Raw genomic sequence first — 24524 nt, 5'->3', positions numbered from 1 at the left:
TTATTTTAATAAATGATTGTAAATATTTTGTTAACAGTCTCATAGGATGATCAAAAGTTTAAATAAGAATAGATTTCTTGTTGAAGCTATAGGCAAGGTTAATCTATAGTGTATATATTCGTTTAATTTAAAAAATTAGTAATAAAAGTTTCTAGCTTTTGGTCGGTTAAGCTATGCTAACTAAAATTAGTAAGGTTTTAAAAAAATCTTATAATTTATACAGTTAAGAAAGACTAAAATAAGATAATTTAAATTTTATATATAAAACTTAAAAAATTAGGTTCTAAAAGAAATCTAAATAATGTGAATTTAGGATAAAAGATAAGATAATAGGGTAGGGTAGTGCGAAGCTCGCCACAAGCTTAATTTTTCTTATTAATATGCAACTAAAGCTAGGCTTTATTAATATTTACTAAAAATAGCAAATTAATTAGAAATATTAATAGAACTTAATAAGTTTATTGCTTAAATTGGTGTTTAGTTATTCGTAAGTATAGCTATTAACTGAATTAGTATAAATTAAGGAGGTAATTTTGCTCCAAAGGGTTATTAAACATTTAAATCATAATTTATCTAAACATGATATTGCTGCTCAAATAACAGGTAGGATCAAGCATCCAATATCAATTTTATATAAATTATATCGTAAGGGTATAAAGTTAGAAGAATTAACAGATATTTTTGCGATAAGAATAGTAGTAATAGATGAAGAGAAATGTTATAAAGCTTTAAAAGTAGTTCATGATCTTTATGAGCATGAAAAGGATAAATTTAAAAATTATATTCTTAATCCTAAACCAAACGGCTATCAATCTTTACATACTATTATTACAACTGAGAATAATTATAAAATAGAGATACAAATACGTGATCATAAGATGCATTATCATGCAGAGAGCGGTGAAGCTGCACACTGGAAATATAAAAATAATTTTTAGCTGATATACACTTTTTTTCTTTCTAAAGTAGTATTGCATACTCTTTAATTTATTTTGTATTATTTTGAAGTTTTAAAAAGAAATTTCGTAAACCGACTTTTTGAAATATTTCTTTTTATTCTGAAGGGAAGTGTTGCTTGATAAAATTAGTGCAAACATTTAATAGTTGTTGTTCTATGGTTCGTATTTCTAAATAAGTTGCTATGAGTAAGAAGCTTTCTATAGTTTCTTTTACTGTTTAAATTAATAGGTAAATTATGACTAAAAAACTAGTTGATAACAAAATAGCTCCTAATAAAGCAGAGTACGATAAGAAATTTTCGCATATCTTAGATGTTACCCCATATCATGGGGCAGTAACCTTACCGAAGACAATGGCTTTAGTTTGCGAAGAGTTAAAGTTGTTAAGATAGCTCACAGAAAAATGAGATGGAAGGAGGAAAAAAATCCTTTCCTGGTGATGTTGACTTTCCTGATGATACTCTAAGTGCACCGGCAATTAAAGAGGGACATCTTCTTAGCGGTGGAAAAGAAGATGAGAGAGATTCTGTTAATTATACTGATGCAGAAATGCGACAATTTTCATCTGACAAAACATTTGATTGGAGAGATGGAAGCAAGTACCATCATGTTCATAAAGTAAAAGCTGGTGACAAGTTTGATATACATTGGGATTATACCATGGCACATAAAACACGTGGTTATACATATGCGATCACTGATCATCCTACTGACTTTTTTAATGAGTTTAAGACATTTTTTGAAAATATAAGCCAAGAAAAACCATTTTGGAGTCATCAATTACCTGCTTCTACGGATCACTCAATAATTCTTCCGGAAAGAGAAGCAGGATTTCATGTTCTTGATGATACAGGCATGGCATTTCATCAATCATGGGTTCTTGAATATGAAGCAAGTTTAGGTGGTAAGGGACCTGGGGACATGGACACCATCATCACGATGCTTAATTAAGCTTTAAAGCAACTTAATAGCGTATCGTCATGGGTTAAGCGACGCAAGGTGTTATTGTGTGGATACCCAAGTCGTCATTGTGTGAGGAAAAATTGAAAATTTTGACGAAGCAATCTCGTGCCAAAATCCTGAGATTGCCACGCTTCTTTCAGTCGCTTGCAATGACGGTTTAGTATTCACGCAACAATGCTTGCTCGCAATCACGATGAAAAGCATTTCATGCAACAGCACTTAAATTCCGTTACTATCTACTCAAAGCTTTTAGACCTTCCTTTAGACCGTCTTTTATAAATGAAATTTTAGCTTGTTTACCGTCAGTGGTGATTAGTTCTAAATAATTATCATTAGATAAAATCATGTCTAGATCATCTTTTGTAATAATAGCTAAAGCCTGACAGCCGTTTACCGTACAATTTACGTATTTTCCGGCTGATATTCGTTTGTCACCGCTATTAATAACTGTACCTGCTGGAATTTGAACATTTGATGGGACTATTTCGATTATCTTTAATTCCTGTTCTTCTTGCTCCCCATTGAAATAACCTATGTGATAAATGGCTAATATTTCCTTTTCTTTATCTTTCTCTAGATTATTAATTTGTTGTGATAAGAAGCAAAGTTGTTTTTTCTCATTATTAAGAGTACAATTTAAAGTCCAAGCTCCGTACTTTTTTGGTGCCGTTGATGCGTTGACGTTTTCTATGCTATACAAAACAAAAGTGCCGGTTATTATAAATAACCCACTAAAAACAAAAGCAATTTTTTTTATACAATCTTTCATATAATTTTTAACCTTTTTAAAATATTTTCTTTTCCTAAAATTTCTGCAATTTCAAATACGCTAGGTGAAGCCGTCATACCTGTTATTAAAGCTCTTACTGGTTTCATAATGTCATTCAGCTTTAAGCCGTTTGCTGTTGCTATTTCTTTAAATTTATTCTGTACGGATTCCTTATCAAACTGCTCAAGTTCGCTTAAGTTTTCTATAACTTGTTTGATTAAATCCTTATCACAATTTTCTATAATTTCTTTTGCATCTTGGTTGTAGATGATAGGCGAATCTACGAGATAAATTTGAGCAAGGCGTGTTAGTTCTAGTAATGTTTCACTTCTAACTAACAAGCTTGGCATTGCTTGGGTTATATAGCTTATTTCCTTCTCGCTAACCTTATAGTTTTGTTTCAATATCTCTACAGTCTTTGAAGTTAAGCTATCATTGTCAAGCATTCTTAAGTAATGAGCGTTAAGGCTATTTATCTTAGCAAAATCAAGCTTAGAAGGTGATTTACCGAGTGAATCAAGATTAAACCATTCTATAGCCTGAGTCATTGAGATAATTTCATCATCGCCGTGACTCCATCCAAGACGCAATAAATAATTACACAAACTTTCCGGTAAATATCCCATACCCTTATAAGCTTCAACGCCTAATGCTCCATGCCTTTTGGATAATTTCGCCCCGTCTGCTCCATGAATTAACGGTATATGAGTCATGCTAGGTACTTCATAGCCGAAAGCCTGATAAATAGCGATTTGCCTTGCTGCATTGGTTAAATGATCGTCACCTCTAATAATATGAGTTATACCCATATCATGATCGTCTACTACAACGGCTAGCATGTAAGTAGCAGTGCCGTCTGCTCTTAATAGTACCATATCGTCTATATGAGAGTTTTCAATTATTACCTCGCCTTGTAAGGTATCATGAATTGTTATGCTGCCCTCTCTTGGAGTTTTTAGACGTATTACCGGTTTAATATCAGTAGGGTAGGTAGATGGTTCTTTGTCACGCCACTCGCTGTTAAAAATAAAATGCTGTTTATTTTCTAAAGCTTTTTGTCGCTGTCTTTCTATTTCTTCTTGGCTAGTAAAACAATAATATGCTTTACCGTCTTGCAGTAATTTTAGTGCAGCTTCTTTGTAAAGATTATTACGTTTAGACTGGAATATAACCTCACCGTCCCAATCAAGCCCTAGCCATTTTAGATCTGAGAATATAGCTTCTACTGCGATGTTCGTTGATCTTTCTTTATCAGTGTCTTCAATGCGAAGCAAAAACTTACCGTTATGATGCTTTGCGAACAAGTAGTTAAAAAGGGCAGTTCTTGCCGAACCTATATGTAAAAACCCCGTCGGTGACGGAGCAAATCTAGTAATTACGCTATTAGTCATTTATTATCTTTTTTAAATATATACTAAGAACTGTGTCATACCGTGGCTTGACCACGGTATCCGGAAAACAACTAAAAATACTAATATTATTAGTATTTTTAACTGGATCCCGCGATCAAGTCGCGGGATGACATATACTCTTTCTCCCCAAACACATAAAATAATTTACATCTATATCATCGCTTAATGTCCATTCATTTTTAATCGGATCATATACCAAGCCTTTTAGCTCTTTAATTTCAATATCGGTATCCGTAAGCATTTCGTAAATTTCCAATGGTTTTAGGAATTTGCTATAATCATGAGTGTTTTTAGGCACCCAACCTAAAACATATTCAGCAACTATTATTCCAAGTACATAAGCTTTTTTAGTGCGGTTAATCGTAGAAATTATTGCCATACCGTTGGGCTTAATATGCTTCACCAAATTCAGTATGAATTGCTGCACGTTTTCTACATGCTCAATAACCTCAAGACAAATTACCACATCATATAGTTTGTCACTCTGTAATTCTTCTATAGTAGATTGTAAATAATTTATTTTTACGCCGTTTTCCTTAGCATAAGCAGTTGCCGTTTTAATGTTACTTTGCAATGCATCAATGGCTGTAACGTTAAAACCTTGAGCCGCTAAAGGCGTTGCAATTAATCCTCCACCGCAACCGACGTCTAATATTTCTAATTTAGAAATATCGTTAGACATCTTCTCAAACTCTACTTCTAGAGGTAATTTGTGCGTCAATCCGCTGCTCGCATCCTCACGTACTTCTATGTACGCTGCGGTGCTGTGCTGCGTGTTTCCTACAAATTCCTCTCTATAAGCGAGTTTGGAAAGGTGTCTATTGTAATGCGTAGTTATTTTCTCTATTATATATTCAAGGCGAATAGGGTTTATTCGGTGTAAGATACCGAATTCCCCGTCCTTATTCCACCAATTGTGAGAAATTTTCTCAAATTTTTCTAATTCTTTTTTATCGATTGAAGACATAGTCTATGATTCTTTCCAATGTCATCCCGTGACTTGACCACGGGATGACAAGAGGCCATACAACAAACATATATAATATACTCAGATGACTTTAATAATACTAGCCTTAATTTTAATTAGCTGCATATTTGCTCCCCTTGGCTGTATTGCCCTATGGAAGAGATATATTTATTTCGGCGATGGGCTTGCTCATAGTAGTTTTTTAGCGGCTAGCATAAGTATTATAGCACATTTTCCATTAATATATTCAGGCATAATAGTTGCAATTCTTTTTTCGTTTTTTGTGTTTATTTTTAAAAATAATTCTGAAAAAAACGCAGTTATTAATTTGATTTCTAGCTTTATGCTAGCTGTTGCTTTAGTTATTAATTATTTTACTTCTTTGCAGAATAATATAGTGAATTTGTTGTTTGGGGATATTTTATCCGTGTCTTTTAATGATTTGATTATACTAGGGGTAGTCCTAATAACTATTATAGGCTTTATAGTATATTTTTATAATCAAATTCTTCTTATCATTATCAATAGAGATATTGCAGTCATAAAAGGTTTAAAGGTTAATATTATTGAGCTAATATTTTTACTTCTTCTCTCATTATCGGTATTTTCTGCTATAAAGATTGTCGGAGTACTTATGGTAACTGCTATTTTACTTATTCCTGCAATGATTGCACGGTTTGTAGCATATAGCCCCTCCCAGATGATTATAATATCAATTCTTATATCTTTATTTATTAATTTTTGTGCCGCATTTAGCTCTTTCTACTTTGATTTACCTTTAACTCCATTGTTTATTATATTAGGTACGTTTATTTATGGTTTGTTGTATTTAAAGCGATTATTATGAACAAAAATGAATTTACTGAATATGTCAAAGAATTGTTAGAACCATATGGTTCAGTAGCCGTTCGTGTAATGTTTGGTGGATATGGTATATAAGGGTGGTGTTATGATAGGAATTATTAAGAGCAATGAATTATATTTTAAGTCAGACCTAAGCACTTATGAATATTTTCAATCTTTCGGTTCTGAGCCATTTGTATATCAAAGTAAAGGTAAACTTGTAACTCTATCATATTGGAAGGTGTTACCTGAAATTATGGAGGATCAAGAGTTATTAGGCAAGTGGTTTAAATTAGCTTTGAATGCTGATATTAATAGTCAAAAGAAAAAATAAATGTCACCCCGTGGTCAAGCCGGTGTTGTTGTGTGAATCGGTTTCACCACCGTCACCTAGTTCGCTTGTCCACGGGGTCTAGTTAAAAATACTAATATTATTAGTATTTTTAGTTATTTTTCTGGATACCGTGGACAAAGCCACGGGATGACAATGAACGGGTTTTTCGAGCCATGCAACAATGCCGGTCAAGCCATGTGATGACGTTGTTGGTTTTTCATAATCTCAAGATAGTCAATTTTGCCGTTTGCAAGCAGAGGTATTTCTGAACCGGTAATAATTACTTTCGGTAAATGTAGTAAAGAAATTTGAGCTTTAGATACGGCATCTGCAAAATTCTCTCTATTTATATCGGAACCGATAGTAAGTAAAATAATCTTTTCTCCGTGTGTTTTGTCGGGGATAGAAATAGCAGCGTGTAAGGAATCAGGATCAATTTCGCTTGCAAGTTCTTCAATTTTTGTAAGAGATATCATTTCTCCCGCTATTTTAGCAAAGCGTTTTAAACGTCCTAAAATTGTTATGTATCCTTCAGAATCTATTTTGACTATATCGCCGGTGTCATACCATTCTTTATAAGTATAGTTGCTTTCTAAGTCTAAGTAACCAAGCATGATGTTAGGACCCTTAATGAATAAACGTCCCCCTTCATTTATTCCCTCTACTTTCTCAAGCTTATAATCAATTTTCGGTAATAATCTTCCTACCGTGCCTGCTTTATTATGCATAGGGGTATTGCAAGCTATAATAGGTGCGGCTTCTGTAATCCCATACCCTTCAAAAATACGTATGCCGTACTTATTAAGCCAAAATTGTCTTGTAGATTCTTTTAATTTCTCGCTACCGGCAAATATATAGCGTAATGAGTAAAAATCATATGGGTGAGCGTAATTAGCATAACCGTTTAAAAAAGTATCGGTAGAAATTAATATAGTTGCTCCAATATCGTATATAACTTCAGGAATGCTGCGATAATTTAGTGGAGAAGGATATAGAAACAGCTTAATACCGTTTAAAGTTGTAATAATTGCACCACCAAGACCAAAACAATGGAATAAAGGTAATGAGTTAAATACTATATCTTCAGGGCTAAAAGGTACTTTAGCAGTTATTTGATATCTATTAGTTTGTAAATTTCTGTGAGATAATAATACGGCTTTAGGTTCACCTTCAGTACCCGAAGTAAAAATTATCACTGCCGGTTTTTCGTCATCACGATTACGACAAAAATAATTGTAATAAGTTTGGACAAAATAACTTCCTATTTTTGCTTTTAGTTTTAGAGCTGTACCAATCTGATTTTTAAAATCTTCTAAATATATTATTTTAATACCGAAATCTAATAAGTTAGTTATTAATTCATGTAAATTTGCTTTCTCGATAAATTGTTTTGAAGTGTAAACTACTTTAATTTGTGCAAGTTTACAGGAGTTAATAATAGTACTTATGCCTCTGCTCCAGTTAATTATAGCAGGAACATAACCGCTAGATTGCATAGCGTAAAAAGTAATTAACGTATTCGTGGTATTAGGCAACATTAAGCCTAAATTTCTGCCAAAGATATTATTCTTTTTGATTAAATCACCTAGGATAAAAGATTTTAATATTAAATCTCGATAAGTAACCGCATTATTTTCAAAATCATCAACTATTTTTTTCTTAAATCCATGAATTTTAGCAGCTTCTATAAGAGATGAGAATAAAGTATTTTTATAGTCTGAACTCTCAAACATCATGTCAGCCATGATATCATAAAGAGTCCTAGATATATAACTGCGTCGTTCTTGATTGCTTGCAGCATCCATATTAGCGAATTTTACCGGCGGTAAAACGGTTATAGTAATTTTAGGAAATATTTTTCTTTTTAATATGTTTTTTAATTTTGATAAATGAGTAAATTGAGTACCGTCTATTCTAACCGGTAAAACGGTAGCACCGGCTTTATCGGCAATCATTCCCGGTCCTTCGTATATTTTCATTAAAGAGCCGGTAACGCTTATTCTACCTTCAGGGAAAATTGCTACTTTCTGATCCTTTTGTACTTCTTTTACTAAAGTCTTTATTGCCATTGGGTTACTTGGATCAACCGGCAAAGTTCTTGCCATACGTAAAAACGGTTTAATCCACCATATTTTTTGTATATCGGGACTAATTGCAAAAGTCATTTCTTCTCGTAAGTAAGTAGCAATTAGCGGCGGATCGAGATATGAAATATGGTTAGCGACAACTACTACTTTTTTACCTGCTTTTTGAAAATTTTCAAATCCTTTAACTTCAATCTTATACATAAGATCAAAACAGATTTGGAATATTCTTCGCAATAGCTTAAACGGAATAATTTTAACTTCAGGTATTAAACGGTAAATATGTATAGTAACGATTATATTAGTTAGGCTAATAAATAATATAATCCAAGGTATAGTGAAATTTAGATAAAATAATAAAGATAAAATAATTGTTGATCCCACAATGAAAATGGAATTGATAAGATTGTTAACGGCAATAATTCGACTACGATGAGCAGGGTTTGCGTAATGCTGTAATATCGCAAAAAGAGGAACGATATATAAACCGCCTATTGCCGCTAAGAAAAATAAATCTATAACTATTCGCCAATTATGTCTTTTCGATAAAAATACTAAAATACTTTTTAGCTGAGTAGGTTCGTAGTTAACTGAGCTAATTCTACTTGCAAAGAATAAATCAATACCGAAAATACTAATGCCTAGGGCTGAAATAAATAGATATTTAACGGTAATCTCATCTTCAAATATTTTGCTACATAAAAACGAACCGACCCCAACACCAAGCGAGAAAACCGCTAAAAATAAATTAGCAACATTCTCATCGGCTTTAAAAGTTATCTTAGCAAGTAAAGGTATTTGAGAAATTATAGCAGCTCCAATAAACCAAAACCATGAAATACCAAATATAGCTAAATATATATGTTTTTTTGCTTTGGTATATTTAATCATATTTATGCTTTCATCTATAATATTAAAATTTATTTTAATATCACGATTTGCGTTTTTAGATTTTGGGGAAAAAAGGCTTGTAATAAAGCCAAGAAAAGCGATGGTAATTAAGGAATAAATTATAAAATTATTGCTGATTGTATTATAATAGCTGCCGATTATAGTACCGATAAGAATACCGATAAAAGTTCCGGCTTCAACAAAGCCGTTAGCTCCAAGTAGTTCGTCTTTATTTAGGTGATCAGGTAATACGCTATATTTGATTGGACCGAAAAAAGTAGAGTGTATACCCATTAAGCAAATAGAACAAAACAGAATTAGCAGATTATTATGATGAAATCCATAAATTGCAAAGGCAATTATACCGATTTCACAAATCTTAATAATTTTAATAAGATTTGCACGCTCGTATTTATCGGCAATTTGTCCTGCTATGCTTGCGAATATTATGAAAGGTAGTACAAAAGTAGCATTAGCAATTAAAACAAGTAGATTATTATATTTACTTAAAGAACCGGTAATACCGTAAGTTATAAGGATTACTAGAGCATTTTTTAATATATTATCATTAAGACAACCGCATAACTGCACTATAAAATTTGGTAAAAATCGTCTATCTTTGAAAAGATATAATTTGTTTGTGTCCATATTATATAATACTCTATTTTAATACTTACAATTAACGAATCAATTTAATATCAGCATTATTTAATTTTAATTCTGCCCATATTTTATCTACGGTATATATAGGAACTTGTAGTTTGATACCTAAAGTAATACACGCTCGATCACCGAGTGATAAGCCTTTGGGTTGGGTGTATGGTTGTAATTGGGCTGTATGAGCGGCTTGCTCTAGATCAAATGGAATAATAGACGGTATTATTTCTGTAACTAAGGTGTAAGCTGTATCCATAGTAATTTTCATACGTTGCAATGAAGTTAATACTTCTGTAATATTTACTGTAGACATACAAGAAAATTGTATCAAAGGCTTAACTATTGTGCTACCTGGTTCATTTTGTAGTAAGGCTAAAAGTGCTGAAGTATCAAGTACTACTCTATTACTCATGACTTGCTTCTAAACGTCTTGATTTTATTAATTCATCTACAAGAGAGATTCTTTCTCCTGTAGAATCAGTGTAATTTTTTACCATTGCTTGTAGTTCAGCTAGAGCTTGATTTGGGGTTGTAATATAGATTATATTTTCTTTCATATGTAATACTATATCATCACCTGGTAGTAGGTGAAGATTCTGACGGAATGATGCAGGAATAACAATTCTGCCACCTTCTCCAAGTTTAGTACGCATAGTTTGCATAAATTACCATTTTGTCATATTACTTTAATTATGTCATAGTTCCTAACTATTACCCTAACCTAAGGTTTTTGTCAAATAATATTAGCAATTTTTATATTAATATGTCAAATTGCATATAGATAAATACTTTTTAATGAGGATTATTTAAATCTTCATAATAATCGCGCATTGCTTCTCTATTAGCAGGAATATTATTATTAGATTCCTCTATATCTTGTTTGGGAATAAAAAGAGAAAAATTTTACTAATTTTAATTATTACTTCATGTAAATTCATATTTTATTCTCCTCAAAATAACAAATCAATTAGAAATGTTCACAGAGCCTAGTATCAATTTTTTCTTTATTATTCTTTTCTTTTTGTACTTTCTTTCTTCTTTGTAAATTCTTTTTTAAAGCAGTTGATAAGTTATTAAATTTAGCTGCCGGTTTGGCTATTGAAGGTTTTTTTTTGGTATCTTCGGTAGATGACATAAATAATTATCTTTTCACATTAGCATTATTATATTATATTATGGATATTTTGGAAAATAAAACTATAAATAATCTATGAATCAAAGTAATATAATCTCTCCTGAGTTACTGGATGAGAGAAAAAATATTGCAAGGCAAGGGGGCGGTGAAGCTAGGATCAACGCACAACATCAAAAAGGTAAGTTAACTGCACGAGAACGCATAGAAGTATTATTAGATCCGAATAGCTTTACCGAAACAGGTATGTTTGTATCCCATAGATGTGATAATTTGGGGATGCAGGATAAAAAGTTTTTAGGTGACGGTGTTGTAACGGGACACGGTACGATAAACGGTAGATTGGTATTTATTTATAGCCAAGATTTTACCGTACTCGGCGGCTCTCTAGGCGAATATCATGCTAAGAAAATCTGCGATATTATCGATCAAGCTATAGCAACCGGTGCTCCCGTAATCGGTATTAACGATTCAGGGGGAGCAAGAATTCAAGAAGGGGTTGATGCTCTTGCCGGATACGGTGAATTATTTCAGCGTAATGTTTTAGCTTCGGGTGTTATCCCGCAAATTACCCTAATTATGGGACCTTGTGCCGGTGGTGCGGTATATTCTCCTGCCTTAACCGATTTTATATTTATGGTTAAGAATAGTTCTTATATGTTTGTAACCGGTCCCGATGTAGTAAAAACCGTTACAGGTGAAGAAGTAAGCCAAGAAAAGCTCGGCGGTGCTAGGATGCATACCACTAAAAGCGGCGTTGCCGATCTTGCATTCAACAATGATATAGAAGCATTGCTCGAAATTCGTAAGTTCTTTAATTTCCTTCCGTCATCCAATCGTAGTCCTCTCCCTGTTCGTTCGACTGTTGATCCTGCCGATAGAGTCGATATGTCTCTTAGCACGTTAATACCTAACACTCCTAATAAGCCTTATGATATGAAAGAGCTTGTTGAGCGTATCGTTGATGAGGGAGAATTTTTTGAGCTACAACCTGATTTTGCTAAGAATATCATTATTGGTTTTGGTTATATGGAAGGTTATCCGGTAGGATTTGTGGCTAATCAGCCTTTGCATTTAGCAGGATGTTTAGATATAAACGCCTCGAGAAAAGCAGCAAGATTTATTAGATTTTGCGATGCTTTCAATATTCCTATAGTAAGCCTTGTTGATGTGCCTGGATTTCTGCCTGGTACATCTCAAGAGCATGATGGTATTATTAAGCACGGGGCTAAGCTGTTATACGCTTATGCGGAAGCTACAGTGCCGAAGATTACCGTAATTACCCGTAAGGCTTACGGAGGTGCTTATATAGTTATGAACTCCAAGCATCTTAGAGGCGATATAAACTATGCTTGGTTTAATTCAGAAATCGCCGTTATGGGGGCAGAGGGAGCAGCCGAGATAATATTTAAGGAAGAATGTAAAAATCCTGAAGCTAAAAAACAAAAAATCGGTGAATATAGGAAAGTAGTAACATCGCCTTTTGTTGCGGCATCTAGGGGATATTTAGATGATATTATAAGACCGCAAAATACTAGATGGCGAATATGTAAGGCATTAAATTTCCTGCGTACTAAAAAAGTAGAACTGCCTTGGAAGAAACATGATAACTTGCCGTTATAACCGTTATTCCTGTGTGGATACCAAATCGTCATTGCGAGCAGCCGTAGGCTGCGTGGCAATCTTATGAAACAATAACAAACTCCTGAGATTGCTTCGTCAAATTACTTTGTAATTTTTCTCGCGATGACAAAAACTAAAATTGTAACAAAAAACTATGAATAAACCATTATTTGATAAAATTTTAATTGCTAATCGTAGCGAGATCGCCGTTAGGATAATACGTACCTTAAAAAAGATGGGGATAAAGTCGGTTGCAGTATATTCTGAAGCAGATACAAACTCAATGTATGTGCAGCATGCAGATGAGGCTTATTATATAGGTGATTCCCCTGCAACGGAAAGTTATTTATCTATTAAAAATATTATTTCGGCGATTCGTGAAAGTGGAGCAAGTGCAGTACATCCAGGTTACGGTTTTTTATCGGAAAATCCAAATTTTGCTAATATTCTTAAAAGAGAAGGTGTTGTTTTAATAGGACCGAGTGCCGGAACTATTAAAAAAATGGGCGATAAAATTGAAGCAAAAAAGATAGCGATAGAAGCCGGAGTTAGCACCGTTCCGGGTTATATGGGAACTATAAACGATGTTAAGCAAGCGGTGGATATTGCTAAAGAGATTGGTTTTCCGGTAATAGTAAAAGCGGCTGCCGGCGGCGGTGGACGTGGTATGAGAGTAGTGAATAATCCCGCTGAAATGGCAAATGCTTTTGAGTCGGCAAAGCTTGAAGCAGCCAATAGTTTTAGTGACGATAGATTATTTATTGAGAAGTTAATTCAAACTCCCCGTCATATCGAAATTCAGCTAATTGCCGATCAATACGGCAATAGTGTATGTCTCGGAGAGCGGGAATGTTCAATACAGCGTCACCATCAAAAAGTAATTGAAGAAGCACCAAGTTCTTTTATTACCGAAGATATAAGGCAAGAAATGTATCGGCAGGTAATATCCTTATCTCAAAAAGTGGGATATTATTCGGCTGGTACCGTTGAGTTTATAGTAGATAGCAATAAAAATTTCTATTTTTTAGAGATGAATACTAGGTTGCAAGTCGAGCATCCTGTTACTGAGCTAATTACCGGTATAGATATCGTTGAAGAGATGATAAAAATCGCAGCCGGCGAGAAATTATCATTTACACAAGATGATGTAAAATTAAAAGGTTGGGCATTTGAATCACGAATTTGTGCCGAAAACCCAAGCCGAGGTTTCTTACCTTCTAGCGGTAGAATTATAGCTTATTCTGAACCTGCAAAGAGTCCTAATATCCGTATAGATACAGGGATTGGGCTTGGCGGTGAAGTAAGTATGTTTTATGACTCAATGATTGCGAAGTTATGTACTTACGGTGAAACAAGAGAGCAGGCAATTGAAGTAATGCGTTCTGCTTTGAGTTCTTATATAATTAACGGTATTGCTCATAATATCAGTTTCTTAGAAGCGGTAATGCTACATCCACGTTTTGTTAGTGGTGATATTTCTACTGCCTTTATTCAAGAAGAATATCCTGACGGTTTTTCCGGGGCTAGTCTAACTTCAGAAGTAACTACCGTATTTTTAGCAACGGCTATTTTTATTTATATATCGGAGCAAAGACGTGCTTCTTTAATTTCCGGCAATATTAACAATCAGGCTAACAAAATAGGTACAAGGTGGGTAGTAACTATCGATGATAAACTATTCCCCGTATTAATTACACCTGTTGAAAACGGCTATAATATACGTCACGAAAGCGATAGAATATATATTCGTAGTAACTGGAATTTAGGTAATGAACTTTTCACGGCTATCATTAACGGTAAAAAGACAAATGTTAAAATTGAAAATATCAGAACCGGTTATTTATTATCGCATGCCGGTATTAGCGTAAAAGCCTTTGTACGCTCTCCTCGTATATCAGAACTTGAAGCGTTGATGGTCTCAAAAGTAGTGGTGGAAGAAAGCTCCGAACTACAAGCTCCTCTAAGCGGTCAGATTGCTGCAATAAAGGTAAAAGAAGGGCAGGAAGTGACGGCAGGACAAGAAATTATGATTTTAACTGCTATGAAAATGGAAAATCTTATTTTAGCCGAAAGAGACGGAAAAATAGCTAAAATTTTTGTTAATGAAAAGGATAGTGTTGTAAGAGGGCAGGTATTATTGGAGTTTGCATAAAGTAGTTGATATCACTCCAGCATGGATAGCAAATCGTCATTGCGAGCAAGCCGTAGGCTGCGTGGCAATCTCATAAAATAATAACAAACTCCTGAGATTGCTTCGTCAATTACTTCGTAATTTTCCTCGCAATGACGAATTGGGTATCTACTCAACAATACTTTCCTGTCTCCGTAGGAATAACATTATTCAAGCTCAGAATTAAATATATTTTTTATATCACCGCCTAAAGGAGTTTGACTTTCACTAAGTGTGTTAATTTCATCAAGTAAAAAGAATTTTGATTTAACAGTTTCTCCTAATCTAGAACCTGTTTTAGTTTCAATATTAGCCTCAGAAACATTTACATTATTTATGCTTGTTTCTTGTATTATTTCTGCTTTTAACTTTTCTATAATTGCTATATATTTCTTATGCTTATCATTATTATGCTTAGAAGTATCAGCTTCATGCTTAATTAATAATTTGCAAATATCTTTATATATAGGATTTTCCGGCTTATCTATAAGTGCATTTAATGCTACAAGGACTACTATACCTCTTTCTAAAATTAGAGCATTAGGATTGCCATCATGCTCTAATAAAAATTTAAGCATTTCTACATACTTAAGCAGATCTTGTTCTTTAGGTGGGGCTTTATTATAATTGGGTTCATAGGCTTCGATCGCACCGCATACTACTAAAGCAACAGGATCTTCTGAATAATCACCACGAGCTGTTGCACCATATTCAAACAACTTTTCTAGAATTTTGACATTAACTTTTATTATTGCGGATATAACACCTTGAGATGGGATAGCACCTTTTGTTAGAGGTAATCCATTACATCAGTATGCTCCTCCATAGTAGCAATACTTAATATAGGGATCATCAATTGTAGTATTAACATCAAACCCTTTTAAAATATTTAACTAAATCTAAACGACCTTGAAGAACCTCTTCATAAAGACTATCATTTTTGTTTTTCAGTTTTCAAAGAATCTCTTAGAGCTTTAAAAGAGAAGCTTTTATGCATAATTTACCTTAAATTAATTTATAGCGTGCGTACTATAGATTAATCTAAGTAAATTATCAATATCTTAATTGATAGTAAAATAATTTACGATCTCTTAACTTTAAGTTGTATTTGATGGTTCTCTAATTCTACTTTACTTACATAATCAGGCGTGAAATTTTTAGCAAACTCGCCTAAAGTTTGTTCTTTAATAAAGTCTCCATAATTATCAATTATCTTGGATAAATCAAACTCGCTTATTATCTCAATTAAAATCCTGTCAGTTATAGAGAAATCGGCATCTTTTCGAGCCTGTTGTATGAAGCGTACAATGTCTCTTGCGTATCCTTCTTCTATTAACTCAGGTGTTAGCTCTAAATCAAGTATTAACAAGCTACTATTATTCTCAAAACTTGCTGCTCCTTTAATATGTGAATATGGTTCTAAAACTAGCTTATATTCGTCACTATTTAAGGTTTCACCGCATATAGCTAAACCGCCTGCGATAGCTTCCCACTCACCTTTTTTAGAAGCGGCTATAATCTCTTTCATTTTATGCGGCAAACGTTTACCAAGCATTGGGAAATTAATCGATAGTTTTTTGCTTGCGTAATTCTCTAGGTCGTCACGATAAATTACCGCCTTAACATTAATTTCATCTTTAATTAAATCTTCAAAATCTTTAAGGTTATCATTATGTTTACTAATGGTAGTTATACTAGCTAGTGGTTGCCTTACTCTGATATTTTCAGTGCTTCGGATAAACAGGCTATTACTGCAAATATCAAGCACATTATCCATAGTAGCAACTAGCTCGTGATTTATTTCAAAGTCTGAGAGAGTAGGGTAGTTGCAGAGATGCACACTAATCTCGTCATTACGAGGCACTGATGGGGTGTCATCCTGTGGTTTGACCACTGGATCCAAAAAACAACTTGTAGTGTTGTTGTTTATTGATTTACTGGATCCCGTGGACAAGCCACGGGATGACAAGCCACTAGGGCCACGGGATGACAGAGTGTCCTCGCAATGACGTAATCCCTTATATATCGCCTCCGAAATCATAGGCACTAGTGCTGACATCGCAATAGCCATAGTTTCAAGGCATGAATACAGAGTATTATAAGCATTTTGCTTATCTGTATCTTTTTCACTTTTCCAAAATCTAGCTCTACTTCGCCTTATATACCAGTTATTCAATACTTCAAAAAATTCTGAAACTGCATGATAAGCCGTTTGCGTATCGAAATTATCTAAGCTCTCTTCAATTTTTTGTACGGCTATTTTAAGCTTGGATAATATATAAACATCAAGCACGTTTTCGGAAGCAAAATTAAGCTCGCCTTTAAGTGAATCGGCATTAGCGTACATCGTAAAGAAATGGTAAGCATTCCATATAGGTTTGATAAATAGACGAAGCGTATCAAACACCATCTTACCGTCTTTATCAATTAATAGCTCCTGACCTTTAACAACGTTTGAAGATAACATCGTAACTCTTAAGGCATCTGAGCCGTATTTATCAAATAGCTCCAGCGGATCGGCGTAGTTATTAAGACGCTTTGAAAGTTTTTGACCTGTAGCATCCAAAATTACGCCGTGGCATATACAATTTAAAAATGGTGGACGATCAAATAAAGCGGTAGATAGCACCATTAAAGTATAGAACCATCCGCGTGTTTGAGCTGAATACTCAACTATAAAATCAGCCGGAAAATGATCCTCAAACCATTCTTTATTTTCAAAAGGGTAATGGGCTTGCCCATATGGCATTGAGCCGCTTTCAAACCAGCAATCAAACACGTCTTCGATTCTACGCATTGTTGATTTACCGGTTGGATCATCAGGATTGGCCCTAGTAAGTTCGTCGATAAACGGGCGATGTAAATCAGTAACTTTAACTCCGAAATCTTTCTCTAATTCCTCTATAGAGCCATAAACATCTATGCGTGGATATTTTGGATCGTCTGATTTCCATACAGGCAGCGGTGTTCCCCAGAATCTATTACGGCTTATTGACCAATCACGGGCATTTTCAAGCCACTTACCGAATAAATTATCCTTAACGTGATATGGAATCCAATTTATTTGCTGATTTAATTCTACCATTCTATCTTTAAACTGTGTAACCTTTACATACCATGACGGAACAGCCTTATATATAAGAGGTGTATCTGTTCGCCAGCAATGAGGATAATTATGAATATACTGCTCGGTTTTTAGCCAATTTCCTTGCTCTTTCAGTTTGATAATTATTTTGTCATTTGCGTCAAATACTTGCAAACCCTCTAAATCAGGAATTTCTTTGGTAAACTTACCGCTATTGTCAACAGGGCAAACAAGTGAGATCCCTTTTGATTCACAAAGTATGTGGTCATCTTCACCAAAGCCTGGAGCCATATGAATAACGCCCGTGCCGTCACCCTCAACCACGAAATCACCTGCAAATATCTTGAAGCTGTTTGGATGATTCTCGAAATAGTCGAATAAAGGCTTATAACTTAATCCCTGAAGCTCTGAGCCTTTAATTATCTCAAAATTTTCCTCACCGCTAAGTCCTAATTCTTTAGCATATTTAGAGACGGAAGAAGCAGCTATAATATAACAAACACCATTTTTTGGGACTAATGCATAATCTATATCACTACCGACTGTGAGGGCTAGGTTCGACGGCAATGTCCAAGGCGTAGTCGTCCAAGCGAGTATACGGTATTCTTTAAAAGATCCCGTGGTCGTAGCCACGGGATGACATAGTACAAAACTCACCGTTATTGCTTTATCTGCTCTCTCACGATAAGAATTATCAAGCCTTGTTTCAAAATTAGAAAGCGGTGTTTCGCATGCCCAAGAATAAGGCATTACCCGCATTGACTCGTATAATAGCCCTTTATTATATAGTTCTTTAAACGCCCAAAGGACGGATTCCATAAAATTCTTATCCATCGTTTTATAAGAATTTTTAAAATCCACCCATCTTGCTTGACTAGTTACATATTCTTCCCAATTGCTAGCATATTTCATTACCGAAGCTCTGCAATGTGCATTAAACTTCTCTATACCGAAATTAGTTATTGCAAGACGTCCTGAAATACCAAGTTCTTTCTCTGATTGCATTTCAGCAGGTAGACCGTGGCAGTCCCAGCCAAAGCGACGCTCGACTTTCTTACCTTTTACGGTTTGGTATCTAGCATACACGTCTTTAATAAAGCCGGTAAGCAAGTGACCGTAATGCGGCAAACCGTTTGCAAAAGGTGGACCGTCATAAAAAATAAATTCCGCCTCTCCATTCCTATCGTCAATAGATTTTTGGAATATATTATTGTCTTGCCAAAATTTTAGTATCTCTCGCTCTAAGCCTGCAAAATCAGCATTCGAACTAACTTCAGGATAATATTTAGTATTTGTCATTATTTTAGAAATTATTATAATAGTTTGGTCTATAATAATAGATAATGACTAAGAGATAAATACATAATTTGTACTAAACTATTTAATTTTAATGAACAAATGAAAATCAGAGAACCTTTTAACATTAATATTATTAATAAGAAAATTAATAATAACCAAGCTATGTTATCTCCTATTCTGGATGTGGGAGGAATATTTTCAAAATATAAGAAAAATAATGAGCTTTCTTTTGAAGAAATAAGAGATAAAGCTTGGATAGAAAATCTTAAAGATAATTATTGGGGGAAAACAGCGGCAAATATTGAACAACAACTACAGTGGTTATCAGCAAAAGAATCAGAAAAGTTTTTTAAATGAAGCATTTAAGCTCTATAAAAATATTTTTTTGATAAAAATTAGCGAATCAAAACAATATTGCAACTTAATTGCAAGCTAGCCCAAGCTTTATCTGCTGTATATACGGGATAATTTTTGATAGTGCAAGAGCAAGACAAGCTCTATCACCAAGTGATAATCCTAGTTGTTTAGTTTTAGTTATTAGCTCTCCGCTTAAAAAAGCTTGCTCCTCATCAAACGGTAAAATTGTTGGAATAAGATTTGGTATTAGCTTATGTGTTTGCTCTCTTGTTAAACCTTTTCGGTCTATCAAGAATTTTACTACTTCTGCAATATTTACAGTACTAATTTTTTCCTGTCCTTTTTCTTCAGCAAGTAAAGCTATCAAGGAAGAGATATCTAGAATCACAGATTTATCGTTATGAGAAGACATTATCGAACCGCAAATTAAAACTTAGAATTTTCTTTATTTGCTTCTTGATATTTCTGCTTTAAAAATTCATCAACAAATAATTCTGATTTAGAGCCATGTTGTTTAAACAATGCTTGAGCTTCTTTTACAGCCTTATGAAGAGTTACTAAATGTAGTTCATTATTAACTTTATTTATAATGAAAGAATCGCCGGCTTTAAGTTTCATAGCGTTTCTAATTTGATGAGGAATTAATATAACCTACCGTTTTTATCAATGCTACTATGTAAAGCTTTCATAATTATATCACTTAATAAATTCTAAAGTAGAATATTATAATATACATATAGTGTCAATTATTAATCATGTATTTATTTAAAGCCTACCAAATAATTAATATTACACAAAAATATATTTTACCCCATTTAAGTATATCTACGTAAACATTCTAACTATGGGGATATTTGAAGGATCAAGTAATTTTTTCATCTGTGAGAAAGTTTTTACTATATTTTCTACGGCAGTCTCAATAAATTTATCAGTTTCAATATAATTTTCCGATTCGTCTTGGATATAAAAAAGAATAGATGAGACATAAACCGAGAGTAATAAGCCTCTTTTGGTATAATAGTTAAAATCAAGAGATTTATCGCCGGCATAACGCCAAATAGCATCACAACTACGGAATGCAACTTGAGTGCCTTGCATTGGGTTTAATGCAAAATAAGCGGCATTCTTACTATGAATAATAGGAAGCACGGTTTTGATTCTGATCTTTACGGCTAAAAATATTTTCTCTCTTATTTTTTTTGGTTCTTTTATTGTGTTTAAGCTTTCTAACATAATATTATCTAAGTAGCTTTCAAAGAATTCTACTATTTCAGATAAACCTTCCGGAAAAACTATTAAAGCATAACCTTTTGCAAAGCCGCATTTTTCTTCTGCTTCTTCGAGTAGCTTATTATTCCATTCATTAAACGGTAATAATTCTAATAAAGATTGCACGAAGCTTATTTTTTTGATATGGTGTTCTTCTTGAATGCTCATATTTTTAACCTTGACATATAACTTAATTATAGGGTATAGTTCAATAAGCCACAATATCTTTTAAGGAGAGTAATTTTAGTGATACTAGTAAATGTTCACGCCGGTAATTGTGATAATACGCTTAAGAATTTTAAGAAAAAGCTACAAAGAGAGCTTTATTTTCGTAAGATGAAAGAACAGCGTTATTATGAAACACCTTCAGCGAAGCGTGTTCGTAAAGCACAAGAAGCAGCGAGAAGACAGAGAAAATTTGCTCGTAAAAAAATGTTTGATGAATAAAATTTCAAACTATTTAAATACTAAATATAAAGCTAGAAATATTAATACTTCTAGCTTTTTTGTTATGTATAGTCAATTGATTTGAACGAGGTAGCACGTTGTTCGCCCTTTCGCCTATTATTATAGGCTCTACTCTCACGCCTGTCACCAAATGGGGCTGAATTGACTATAGATTGCTTCGTAATTTTCCGTCATTGTGAGGAAATTGCATAGCAATTGAAGCAATCTCAGAAGCCTACGGCTGCCCGCAAAGCATTGTTGCGTGGATCAATTTCACCTCTGTCATCCCGTGGCTTGACCACGGGATCCAGTTAAAAATACTAAAATTATTAGTATTTTTTATTGTTTTTATGGACCCCGTGGTTAAGCGAACTAGGTGACACAGTGGGTTTTACCGGTCCACGCAACAATGCCTGCTCGCAATGACGATTAAGTACCCACGCAGCAACGCCTCCGCAGAAATACAATAAGGTACTTCTTGAAATATTCCCAATTGACTTTTTTTATGTTATAAAGAACGGTTATAGTCATATAAACAGTATCTATGCTTAGTTATCTTAAACAAAATTTACATTCTTATTTTTCTAGTAGAATGCTGATTTTTACTTTAATAGCGGCTGCCGTTATTTTTGCCTGTGCTACTTCTTATGTGATATCTTTAGAATCGAAGAATTTTAGTACGATTATTGGATTTTTATTAGTTGATTTAGCAATTTTTTTAATTTTAGGTGTTTTACTAACTCAAAAATTTTTTACTAAAAATAATAATAATAATGATAGTTCTAAATTACAAAATCGTATTGTAATTGCCTTTAGTTTAATTGCAGCTATTCCAACTATAATTGTTTCGGTATTTTCTGTTTATTTTTTTAATCTTAGTGTTCAAGCTTGGTTTGATAAGAAGATTTCTACAGTTCTTGACCAATCCGTGATAGTTGCAGAATCTTATATTGCTGAGCATAAATTACAGCTAAAAGAAACGGCTTTAGCCGTTGCTGAAGATTTAAGCGATATGTATTACGATTTAATTCACAATCCCGCTTTATTTACTAAAACACTTAATACTGAAGCAGAAATGCGTTCGCTTGATGAAGCTATAGTTTTAAACAAATCTACTAATACTATAGTAGCTAATAGTTATTTAAGTTTTTCATTATCATTTGCAACTATCCCTGCACATTTAATTAAAAAAGCGGATTTAGGTGAACCGGTGGAAGTAAAATCCGATCCAACCAAAATAAGGATGCTGATTAAATTAAAAGAATATAATGATGTGTATTTATTAGTCGGTAGATTAGTAGATAATAAAATTATCGACCATGTAGATGCAACTAACGGAGCAGCTGCCGAGTATAATAGCCTTAAAAATGAAATAGATAATATACAGATTAAGTTCTCTATAATGTTTATCTTTATTGCCTTATTACTTCTTTTTGTAGCTATAAGTTTCGGGGTTATATTTACTGCTAAAATAGTAAAACCTATTAAAAAATTAGTTACTGCAACCGACAAAGTTAAAGACGGTGATTTAACGGTGCAAGTACCTGAAAATGAAGTAGATAAAGACGAAATAGGAACGCTTTATGCGGCATTTAATAGAATGATTAAGCAGCTTTCCCGCCAGCAGCGCGATTTAGTTATAGCACAGAGGGCTATGGCTTGGTCGGATGTTGCAAAAAAAGTAGCCCATGAAATCAAGAACCCGTTAACTCCTATTTTACTTGCTTCTGAAAGGCTGCTTAAGAAATTTAGTCCTGAAATTAAGGAAAGGGCAGAATTTGAAAGTTATTTAAAAATGATTATTCGCCATACTAACGATATTAAAAATATAGTATCCGAATTTGTTCTTTTTGCACGTCTTCCTGCTCCTAAATTTACGAAGAGTGAATTAGTTTATTTAGTTAAGCATATTGTTGAAGCACGTAAATTACTTAATGATAATATTTTGTATAAATTTGAGTCTAACGTAGATCAATTTGATTTTATGTGTGATGCTACCCAAATAAATCAAGTTATGATAAATTTGTTGAAAAATGCAGAAGAGTCAATAGAAGGGCGAAAATCCGGAAAAATAGAAGTTACTATAGATGCTAAAGACGATTTTATTAGTGTTATTGTAATAGATAACGGTAAAGGATTCCCGCCTGAGCTAATAGGCAAAGCTACCGAAAGCTATGTTACGACCAGCAGTAAAGGTATGGGAGTAGGGCTTGCTATAGTCAAAAGAATAGTCGAAGAACATTGCGGCATTCTAGATATAGCGAACAGAGAAGAAGAGGGAGCAATAATCGATATAAAATTCGATTTAAAAGAGCTAGATTTGAAAGTCGGACGTTCGGGAGGTTAGAATTATAGTATCGGACAATTTTTGAAAAACCCTATATGTCATTCCCGTGGAAGCGGGAATGACATATAAGCTCATCTTGTTTGAACCTTTCTGAATTATGCTGTGCCAGATAATTTTATAAAATTTATTGCATAAAGTAATTTTTTATGTTTATAGTGACAAAATAACCATAAATTATTTTAAGATATTTGTTATGCTATCAAAAATTATCTCTATAATTATATTTTGTATAATAATAAATCCCGCTATTAAAGCAGATATGGATGTTAAGGATGATATTATACCAAGAAAGGCGTTATTTGCTTTATCTAAATATAAAGAATTAAATTTTAGTCCGGACGGTAAATATATAAGTTATATAGCAGAGAAAGATAATAAATCGTATATATAATAGTGATGATCCTGACAATATTATAACGACCATAGATATAAAGTGCGGTAATTGTAATTATGCTTGGGGCTATAATAATCATATACTTTACTTAGAAAGAGAAGCAAGTACTAAAAATCCTAATGAAGTATTGATTGGCTTAAAACAAACTGATCAAACATATTTTGATATTTATTCATTTAATCTTACTGATTACAGTAAAAAATTAGTATTGAAGAGTGATAAATTTTGGAATTTTCTTTTTGATAATAATTTACAAATTTGTTTTGGGATGGCTATGAATGAGAAAGGTGAAAAAGAATATTGGCGAGATAATGAATGGCAGCTTTTTACCAAAATACCTCTTAAGGATAGTTATGATACAAAATTTTTAATTGTAATTCTCAAAATAACAGTTCTTATTTATATGATAGTCGAGACCGTGATAATATAGCTATTAAATTAGTCAATTTAGCAAACGGTAAATCAGAATTAATTGCTGAAGATGGAAAGACAGATTCTTACAGCTTTACCTCTGATCCGATT

The 24524-nt window shown here is 33.4% G+C and carries 24 protein-coding genes and 2 pseudogenes; 12 read left to right on the top strand and 14 right to left on the bottom strand.

The features are described 5' to 3' along the window. Positions 1-533 precede the first annotated feature (533 nt). The 3 genes from MB29_RS02220 (at position 534) to MB29_RS02215 (ending at position 1910) form a co-directional block, all read left to right on the top strand. The gene (locus MB29_RS02220) at positions 534-938 is read left to right on the top strand and encodes a bifunctional (p)ppGpp synthetase/guanosine-3',5'-bis(diphosphate) 3'-pyrophosphohydrolase (protein ID WP_032138875.1); all 405 of its coding nucleotides are present in this window, start codon (positions 534-536) and stop codon (positions 936-938) included. A gap of 257 nt (positions 939-1195) precedes the next feature. After that, positions 1196-1351: a hypothetical protein gene (locus MB29_RS11320; protein ID WP_173400495.1), complete on the top strand. Its 156-nt coding sequence runs from the start codon at positions 1196-1198 to the stop codon at positions 1349-1351. A 16-nt stretch (positions 1352-1367) separates the two neighbouring features. Further along, a complete protein-coding gene (locus tag MB29_RS02215; protein ID WP_084686750.1) occupies positions 1368-1910 on the top strand; it encodes a lytic polysaccharide monooxygenase in 543 nt (180 codons plus the stop codon). A gap of 244 nt (positions 1911-2154) precedes the next feature. Here the strand turns inward: MB29_RS02215 and MB29_RS02210 are convergent, their stop codons facing one another. From MB29_RS02210 to ubiG, 3 genes are all read right to left on the bottom strand, one after another. After that, positions 2155-2691: an invasion associated locus B family protein gene (locus MB29_RS02210; protein ID WP_032138874.1), complete on the bottom strand. Its 537-nt coding sequence runs from the start codon at positions 2689-2691 to the stop codon at positions 2155-2157. Beyond that, positions 2688-4082, bottom strand: coding sequence for a glutamate--tRNA ligase (gene gltX, locus MB29_RS02205; RefSeq protein ID WP_032138873.1), 1395 nt, complete (start codon positions 4080-4082; stop codon positions 2688-2690). Before gltX ends, MB29_RS02210 begins: the two co-directional genes overlap by 4 nt. A 115-nt stretch (positions 4083-4197) precedes the next feature. Next, positions 4198-5070: a bifunctional 2-polyprenyl-6-hydroxyphenol methylase/3-demethylubiquinol 3-O-methyltransferase UbiG gene (gene ubiG / locus MB29_RS02200; RefSeq protein WP_032138872.1), complete on the bottom strand. Its 873-nt coding sequence runs from the start codon at positions 5068-5070 to the stop codon at positions 4198-4200. Positions 5071-5155: 85 nt separating this feature from the next. Between ubiG and MB29_RS02195 the strand changes: the two genes are divergently transcribed. After that, positions 5156-5917, top strand: coding sequence for a metal ABC transporter permease (locus MB29_RS02195; protein WP_008580849.1), 762 nt, complete (start codon positions 5156-5158; stop codon positions 5915-5917). Next, positions 5914-6247: pseudogene (locus MB29_RS08160) on the top strand (TfoX/Sxy family protein). The gene MB29_RS02195 and the pseudogene MB29_RS08160 overlap by 4 nt, the downstream one beginning before the upstream one ends. Positions 6248-6435: 188 nt before the next feature. Here MB29_RS08160 and MB29_RS02185 read toward each other — a convergent pair. From MB29_RS02185 to MB29_RS11310, 4 genes are all read right to left on the bottom strand, one after another. Beyond that, positions 6436-9870, bottom strand: coding sequence for an acyl-[ACP]--phospholipid O-acyltransferase (locus MB29_RS02185; RefSeq protein WP_032138871.1), 3435 nt, complete (start codon positions 9868-9870; stop codon positions 6436-6438). 31 nt (positions 9871-9901) lie between these two features. Further along, positions 9902-10291 (bottom strand): type II toxin-antitoxin system VapC family toxin, encoded by a 390-nt coding sequence (locus MB29_RS02180; protein WP_032138870.1) that lies wholly within the window; start codon positions 10289-10291, stop codon positions 9902-9904. Continuing rightward, positions 10284-10541, bottom strand: coding sequence for an AbrB/MazE/SpoVT family DNA-binding domain-containing protein (locus tag MB29_RS02175; RefSeq protein WP_032138869.1), 258 nt, complete (start codon positions 10539-10541; stop codon positions 10284-10286). Before MB29_RS02175 ends, MB29_RS02180 begins: the two co-directional genes overlap by 8 nt. 305 nt (positions 10542-10846) lie before the next feature. Next, on the bottom strand, positions 10847-11014 hold the full coding sequence (locus tag MB29_RS11310; RefSeq protein ID WP_215426181.1) for a hypothetical protein: 168 nt from the start codon (positions 11012-11014) through the stop codon (positions 10847-10849). 75 nt (positions 11015-11089) lie between these two features. On the opposite strand from MB29_RS11310, the gene MB29_RS02170 reads away from it, so the two are divergent. Both MB29_RS02170 and MB29_RS02165 read left to right on the top strand, forming a co-directional pair. Further along, positions 11090-12634 (top strand): acyl-CoA carboxylase subunit beta, encoded by a 1545-nt coding sequence (locus tag MB29_RS02170; RefSeq protein WP_032138868.1) that lies wholly within the window; start codon positions 11090-11092, stop codon positions 12632-12634. Between the two features lie 154 nt (positions 12635-12788). Then, a complete protein-coding gene (locus tag MB29_RS02165) occupies positions 12789-14786 on the top strand; it encodes an acetyl-CoA carboxylase biotin carboxylase subunit (protein ID WP_032138867.1) in 1998 nt (665 codons plus the stop codon). A gap of 11 nt (positions 14787-14797) precedes the next feature. Here MB29_RS02165 and MB29_RS11305 read toward each other — a convergent pair whose 3' ends face one another. The 3 genes from MB29_RS11305 to ileS all read right to left on the bottom strand — a co-directional run bounded on the left by MB29_RS11305 (position 14798) and on the right by ileS (position 19188). Then, positions 14798-14941 carry a hypothetical protein gene (locus tag MB29_RS11305; protein ID WP_215426204.1) on the bottom strand — a complete coding sequence of 48 codons (144 nt, stop codon included), beginning with the start codon at positions 14939-14941 and terminating at the stop codon, positions 14798-14800. A 30-nt stretch (positions 14942-14971) separates the two neighbouring features. Further along, entirely contained in the window at positions 14972-15523 is a 552-nt protein-coding gene (locus tag MB29_RS08155) for a hypothetical protein (protein ID WP_051965285.1), read from the bottom strand. 362 nt (positions 15524-15885) lie between these two features. Beyond that, positions 15886-19188 carry an isoleucine--tRNA ligase gene (ileS, locus tag MB29_RS02155; protein ID WP_032138866.1) on the bottom strand — a complete coding sequence of 1101 codons (3303 nt, stop codon included), beginning with the start codon at positions 19186-19188 and terminating at the stop codon, positions 15886-15888. Between the two features lie 99 nt (positions 19189-19287). On the opposite strand from ileS, the gene MB29_RS02150 reads away from it, so the two are divergent. Then, complete coding sequence (locus MB29_RS02150) at positions 19288-19545, top strand: hypothetical protein (RefSeq protein ID WP_032138865.1); 258 nt, start codon at positions 19288-19290, stop codon at positions 19543-19545. Between the two features lie 64 nt (positions 19546-19609). Here MB29_RS02150 and MB29_RS08150 read toward each other — a convergent pair whose 3' ends face one another. The 3 genes from MB29_RS08150 to MB29_RS02135 form a co-directional block, all read right to left on the bottom strand. Further along, positions 19610-19957 carry a type II toxin-antitoxin system VapC family toxin gene (locus MB29_RS08150; protein WP_051965284.1) on the bottom strand — a complete coding sequence of 116 codons (348 nt, stop codon included), beginning with the start codon at positions 19955-19957 and terminating at the stop codon, positions 19610-19612. 14 nt (positions 19958-19971) lie between these two features. Next, entirely contained in the window at positions 19972-20163 is a 192-nt protein-coding gene (locus tag MB29_RS02140) for a hypothetical protein (RefSeq protein WP_032138864.1), read from the bottom strand. Between the two features lie 207 nt (positions 20164-20370). Then, on the bottom strand, positions 20371-20982 hold the full coding sequence (locus tag MB29_RS02135; protein ID WP_032138863.1) for a COQ9 family protein: 612 nt from the start codon (positions 20980-20982) through the stop codon (positions 20371-20373). Positions 20983-21060: 78 nt separating this feature from the next. On the opposite strand from MB29_RS02135, the gene rpsU reads away from it, so the two are divergent. Then, a complete protein-coding gene (gene rpsU / locus MB29_RS02130) occupies positions 21061-21261 on the top strand; it encodes a 30S ribosomal protein S21 (protein WP_012148483.1) in 201 nt (66 codons plus the stop codon). A gap of 253 nt (positions 21262-21514) precedes the next feature. Here the strand turns inward: rpsU and MB29_RS14050 are convergent. Continuing rightward, a pseudogene (locus MB29_RS14050) lies at positions 21515-21680 on the bottom strand (tRNA lysidine(34) synthetase TilS); the annotation flags it as partial. Positions 21681-21805: 125 nt separating this feature from the next. Between MB29_RS14050 and MB29_RS02125 the strand changes: the two are divergent. From MB29_RS02125 to MB29_RS12455, 3 genes are all read left to right on the top strand, one after another. Next, on the top strand, positions 21806-23608 hold the full coding sequence (locus MB29_RS02125) for a sensor histidine kinase NtrY-like (protein ID WP_032138862.1): 1803 nt from the start codon (positions 21806-21808) through the stop codon (positions 23606-23608). Positions 23609-23801: 193 nt separating this feature from the next. Beyond that, positions 23802-23999, top strand: a complete 198-nt coding sequence (locus MB29_RS12460; RefSeq protein WP_233418868.1) for a hypothetical protein — start codon at positions 23802-23804, stop codon at positions 23997-23999. A 130-nt stretch (positions 24000-24129) separates the two neighbouring features. Continuing rightward, positions 24130-24432, top strand: a complete 303-nt coding sequence (locus MB29_RS12455; RefSeq protein WP_233418867.1) for a hypothetical protein — start codon at positions 24130-24132, stop codon at positions 24430-24432. Positions 24433-24524: the final 92 nt, after the last annotated feature.

It is taken from the genome of Rickettsia tamurae (assembly GCF_000751075.1).
Lineage (GTDB): Bacteria > Pseudomonadota > Alphaproteobacteria > Rickettsiales > Rickettsiaceae > Rickettsia > Rickettsia tamurae.
The sequence above is the reverse complement of the archived record's forward strand: the minus strand, read 5'-3'. Positions and strand labels throughout refer to the sequence as shown.

Coding starts and splice junctions, on each gene's coding strand:
- MB29_RS11320 (WP_173400495.1), top strand. CDS start 1,196: ATGACTAAAAAACTAGTTGATAACAAAATAGCTCCTAATAAAGCAGAG.
- MB29_RS02215 (WP_084686750.1), top strand. CDS start 1,368: ATGGAAGGAGGAAAAAAATCCTTTCCTGGTGATGTTGACTTTCCTGAT.
- MB29_RS02210 (WP_032138874.1), bottom strand. CDS start 2,691: ATGAAAGATTGTATAAAAAAAATTGCTTTTGTTTTTAGTGGGTTATTT.
- gltX (WP_032138873.1), bottom strand. CDS start 4,082: ATGACTAATAGCGTAATTACTAGATTTGCTCCGTCACCGACGGGGTTT.
- ubiG (WP_032138872.1), bottom strand. CDS start 5,070: ATGTCTTCAATCGATAAAAAAGAATTAGAAAAATTTGAGAAAATTTCT.
- MB29_RS02195 (WP_008580849.1), top strand. CDS start 5,156: ATGACTTTAATAATACTAGCCTTAATTTTAATTAGCTGCATATTTGCT.
- MB29_RS02185 (WP_032138871.1), bottom strand. CDS start 9,870: ATGGACACAAACAAATTATATCTTTTCAAAGATAGACGATTTTTACCA.
- MB29_RS02180 (WP_032138870.1), bottom strand. CDS start 10,291: ATGAGTAATAGAGTAGTACTTGATACTTCAGCACTTTTAGCCTTACTA.
- MB29_RS02175 (WP_032138869.1), bottom strand. CDS start 10,541: ATGCAAACTATGCGTACTAAACTTGGAGAAGGTGGCAGAATTGTTATT.
- MB29_RS11310 (WP_215426181.1), bottom strand. CDS start 11,014: ATGTCATCTACCGAAGATACCAAAAAAAAACCTTCAATAGCCAAACCG.
- MB29_RS02170 (WP_032138868.1), top strand. CDS start 11,090: ATGAATCAAAGTAATATAATCTCTCCTGAGTTACTGGATGAGAGAAAA.
- MB29_RS02165 (WP_032138867.1), top strand. CDS start 12,789: ATGAATAAACCATTATTTGATAAAATTTTAATTGCTAATCGTAGCGAG.
- ileS (WP_032138866.1), bottom strand. CDS start 19,188: ATGACAAATACTAAATATTATCCTGAAGTTAGTTCGAATGCTGATTTT.
- MB29_RS02150 (WP_032138865.1), top strand. CDS start 19,288: ATGAAAATCAGAGAACCTTTTAACATTAATATTATTAATAAGAAAATT.
- MB29_RS08150 (WP_051965284.1), bottom strand. CDS start 19,957: ATGTCTTCTCATAACGATAAATCTGTGATTCTAGATATCTCTTCCTTG.
- MB29_RS02140 (WP_032138864.1), bottom strand. CDS start 20,163: ATGAAACTTAAAGCCGGCGATTCTTTCATTATAAATAAAGTTAATAAT.
- MB29_RS02135 (WP_032138863.1), bottom strand. CDS start 20,982: ATGAGCATTCAAGAAGAACACCATATCAAAAAAATAAGCTTCGTGCAA.
- MB29_RS02125 (WP_032138862.1), top strand. CDS start 21,806: ATGCTTAGTTATCTTAAACAAAATTTACATTCTTATTTTTCTAGTAGA.
- MB29_RS12460 (WP_233418868.1), top strand. CDS start 23,802: ATGCTATCAAAAATTATCTCTATAATTATATTTTGTATAATAATAAAT.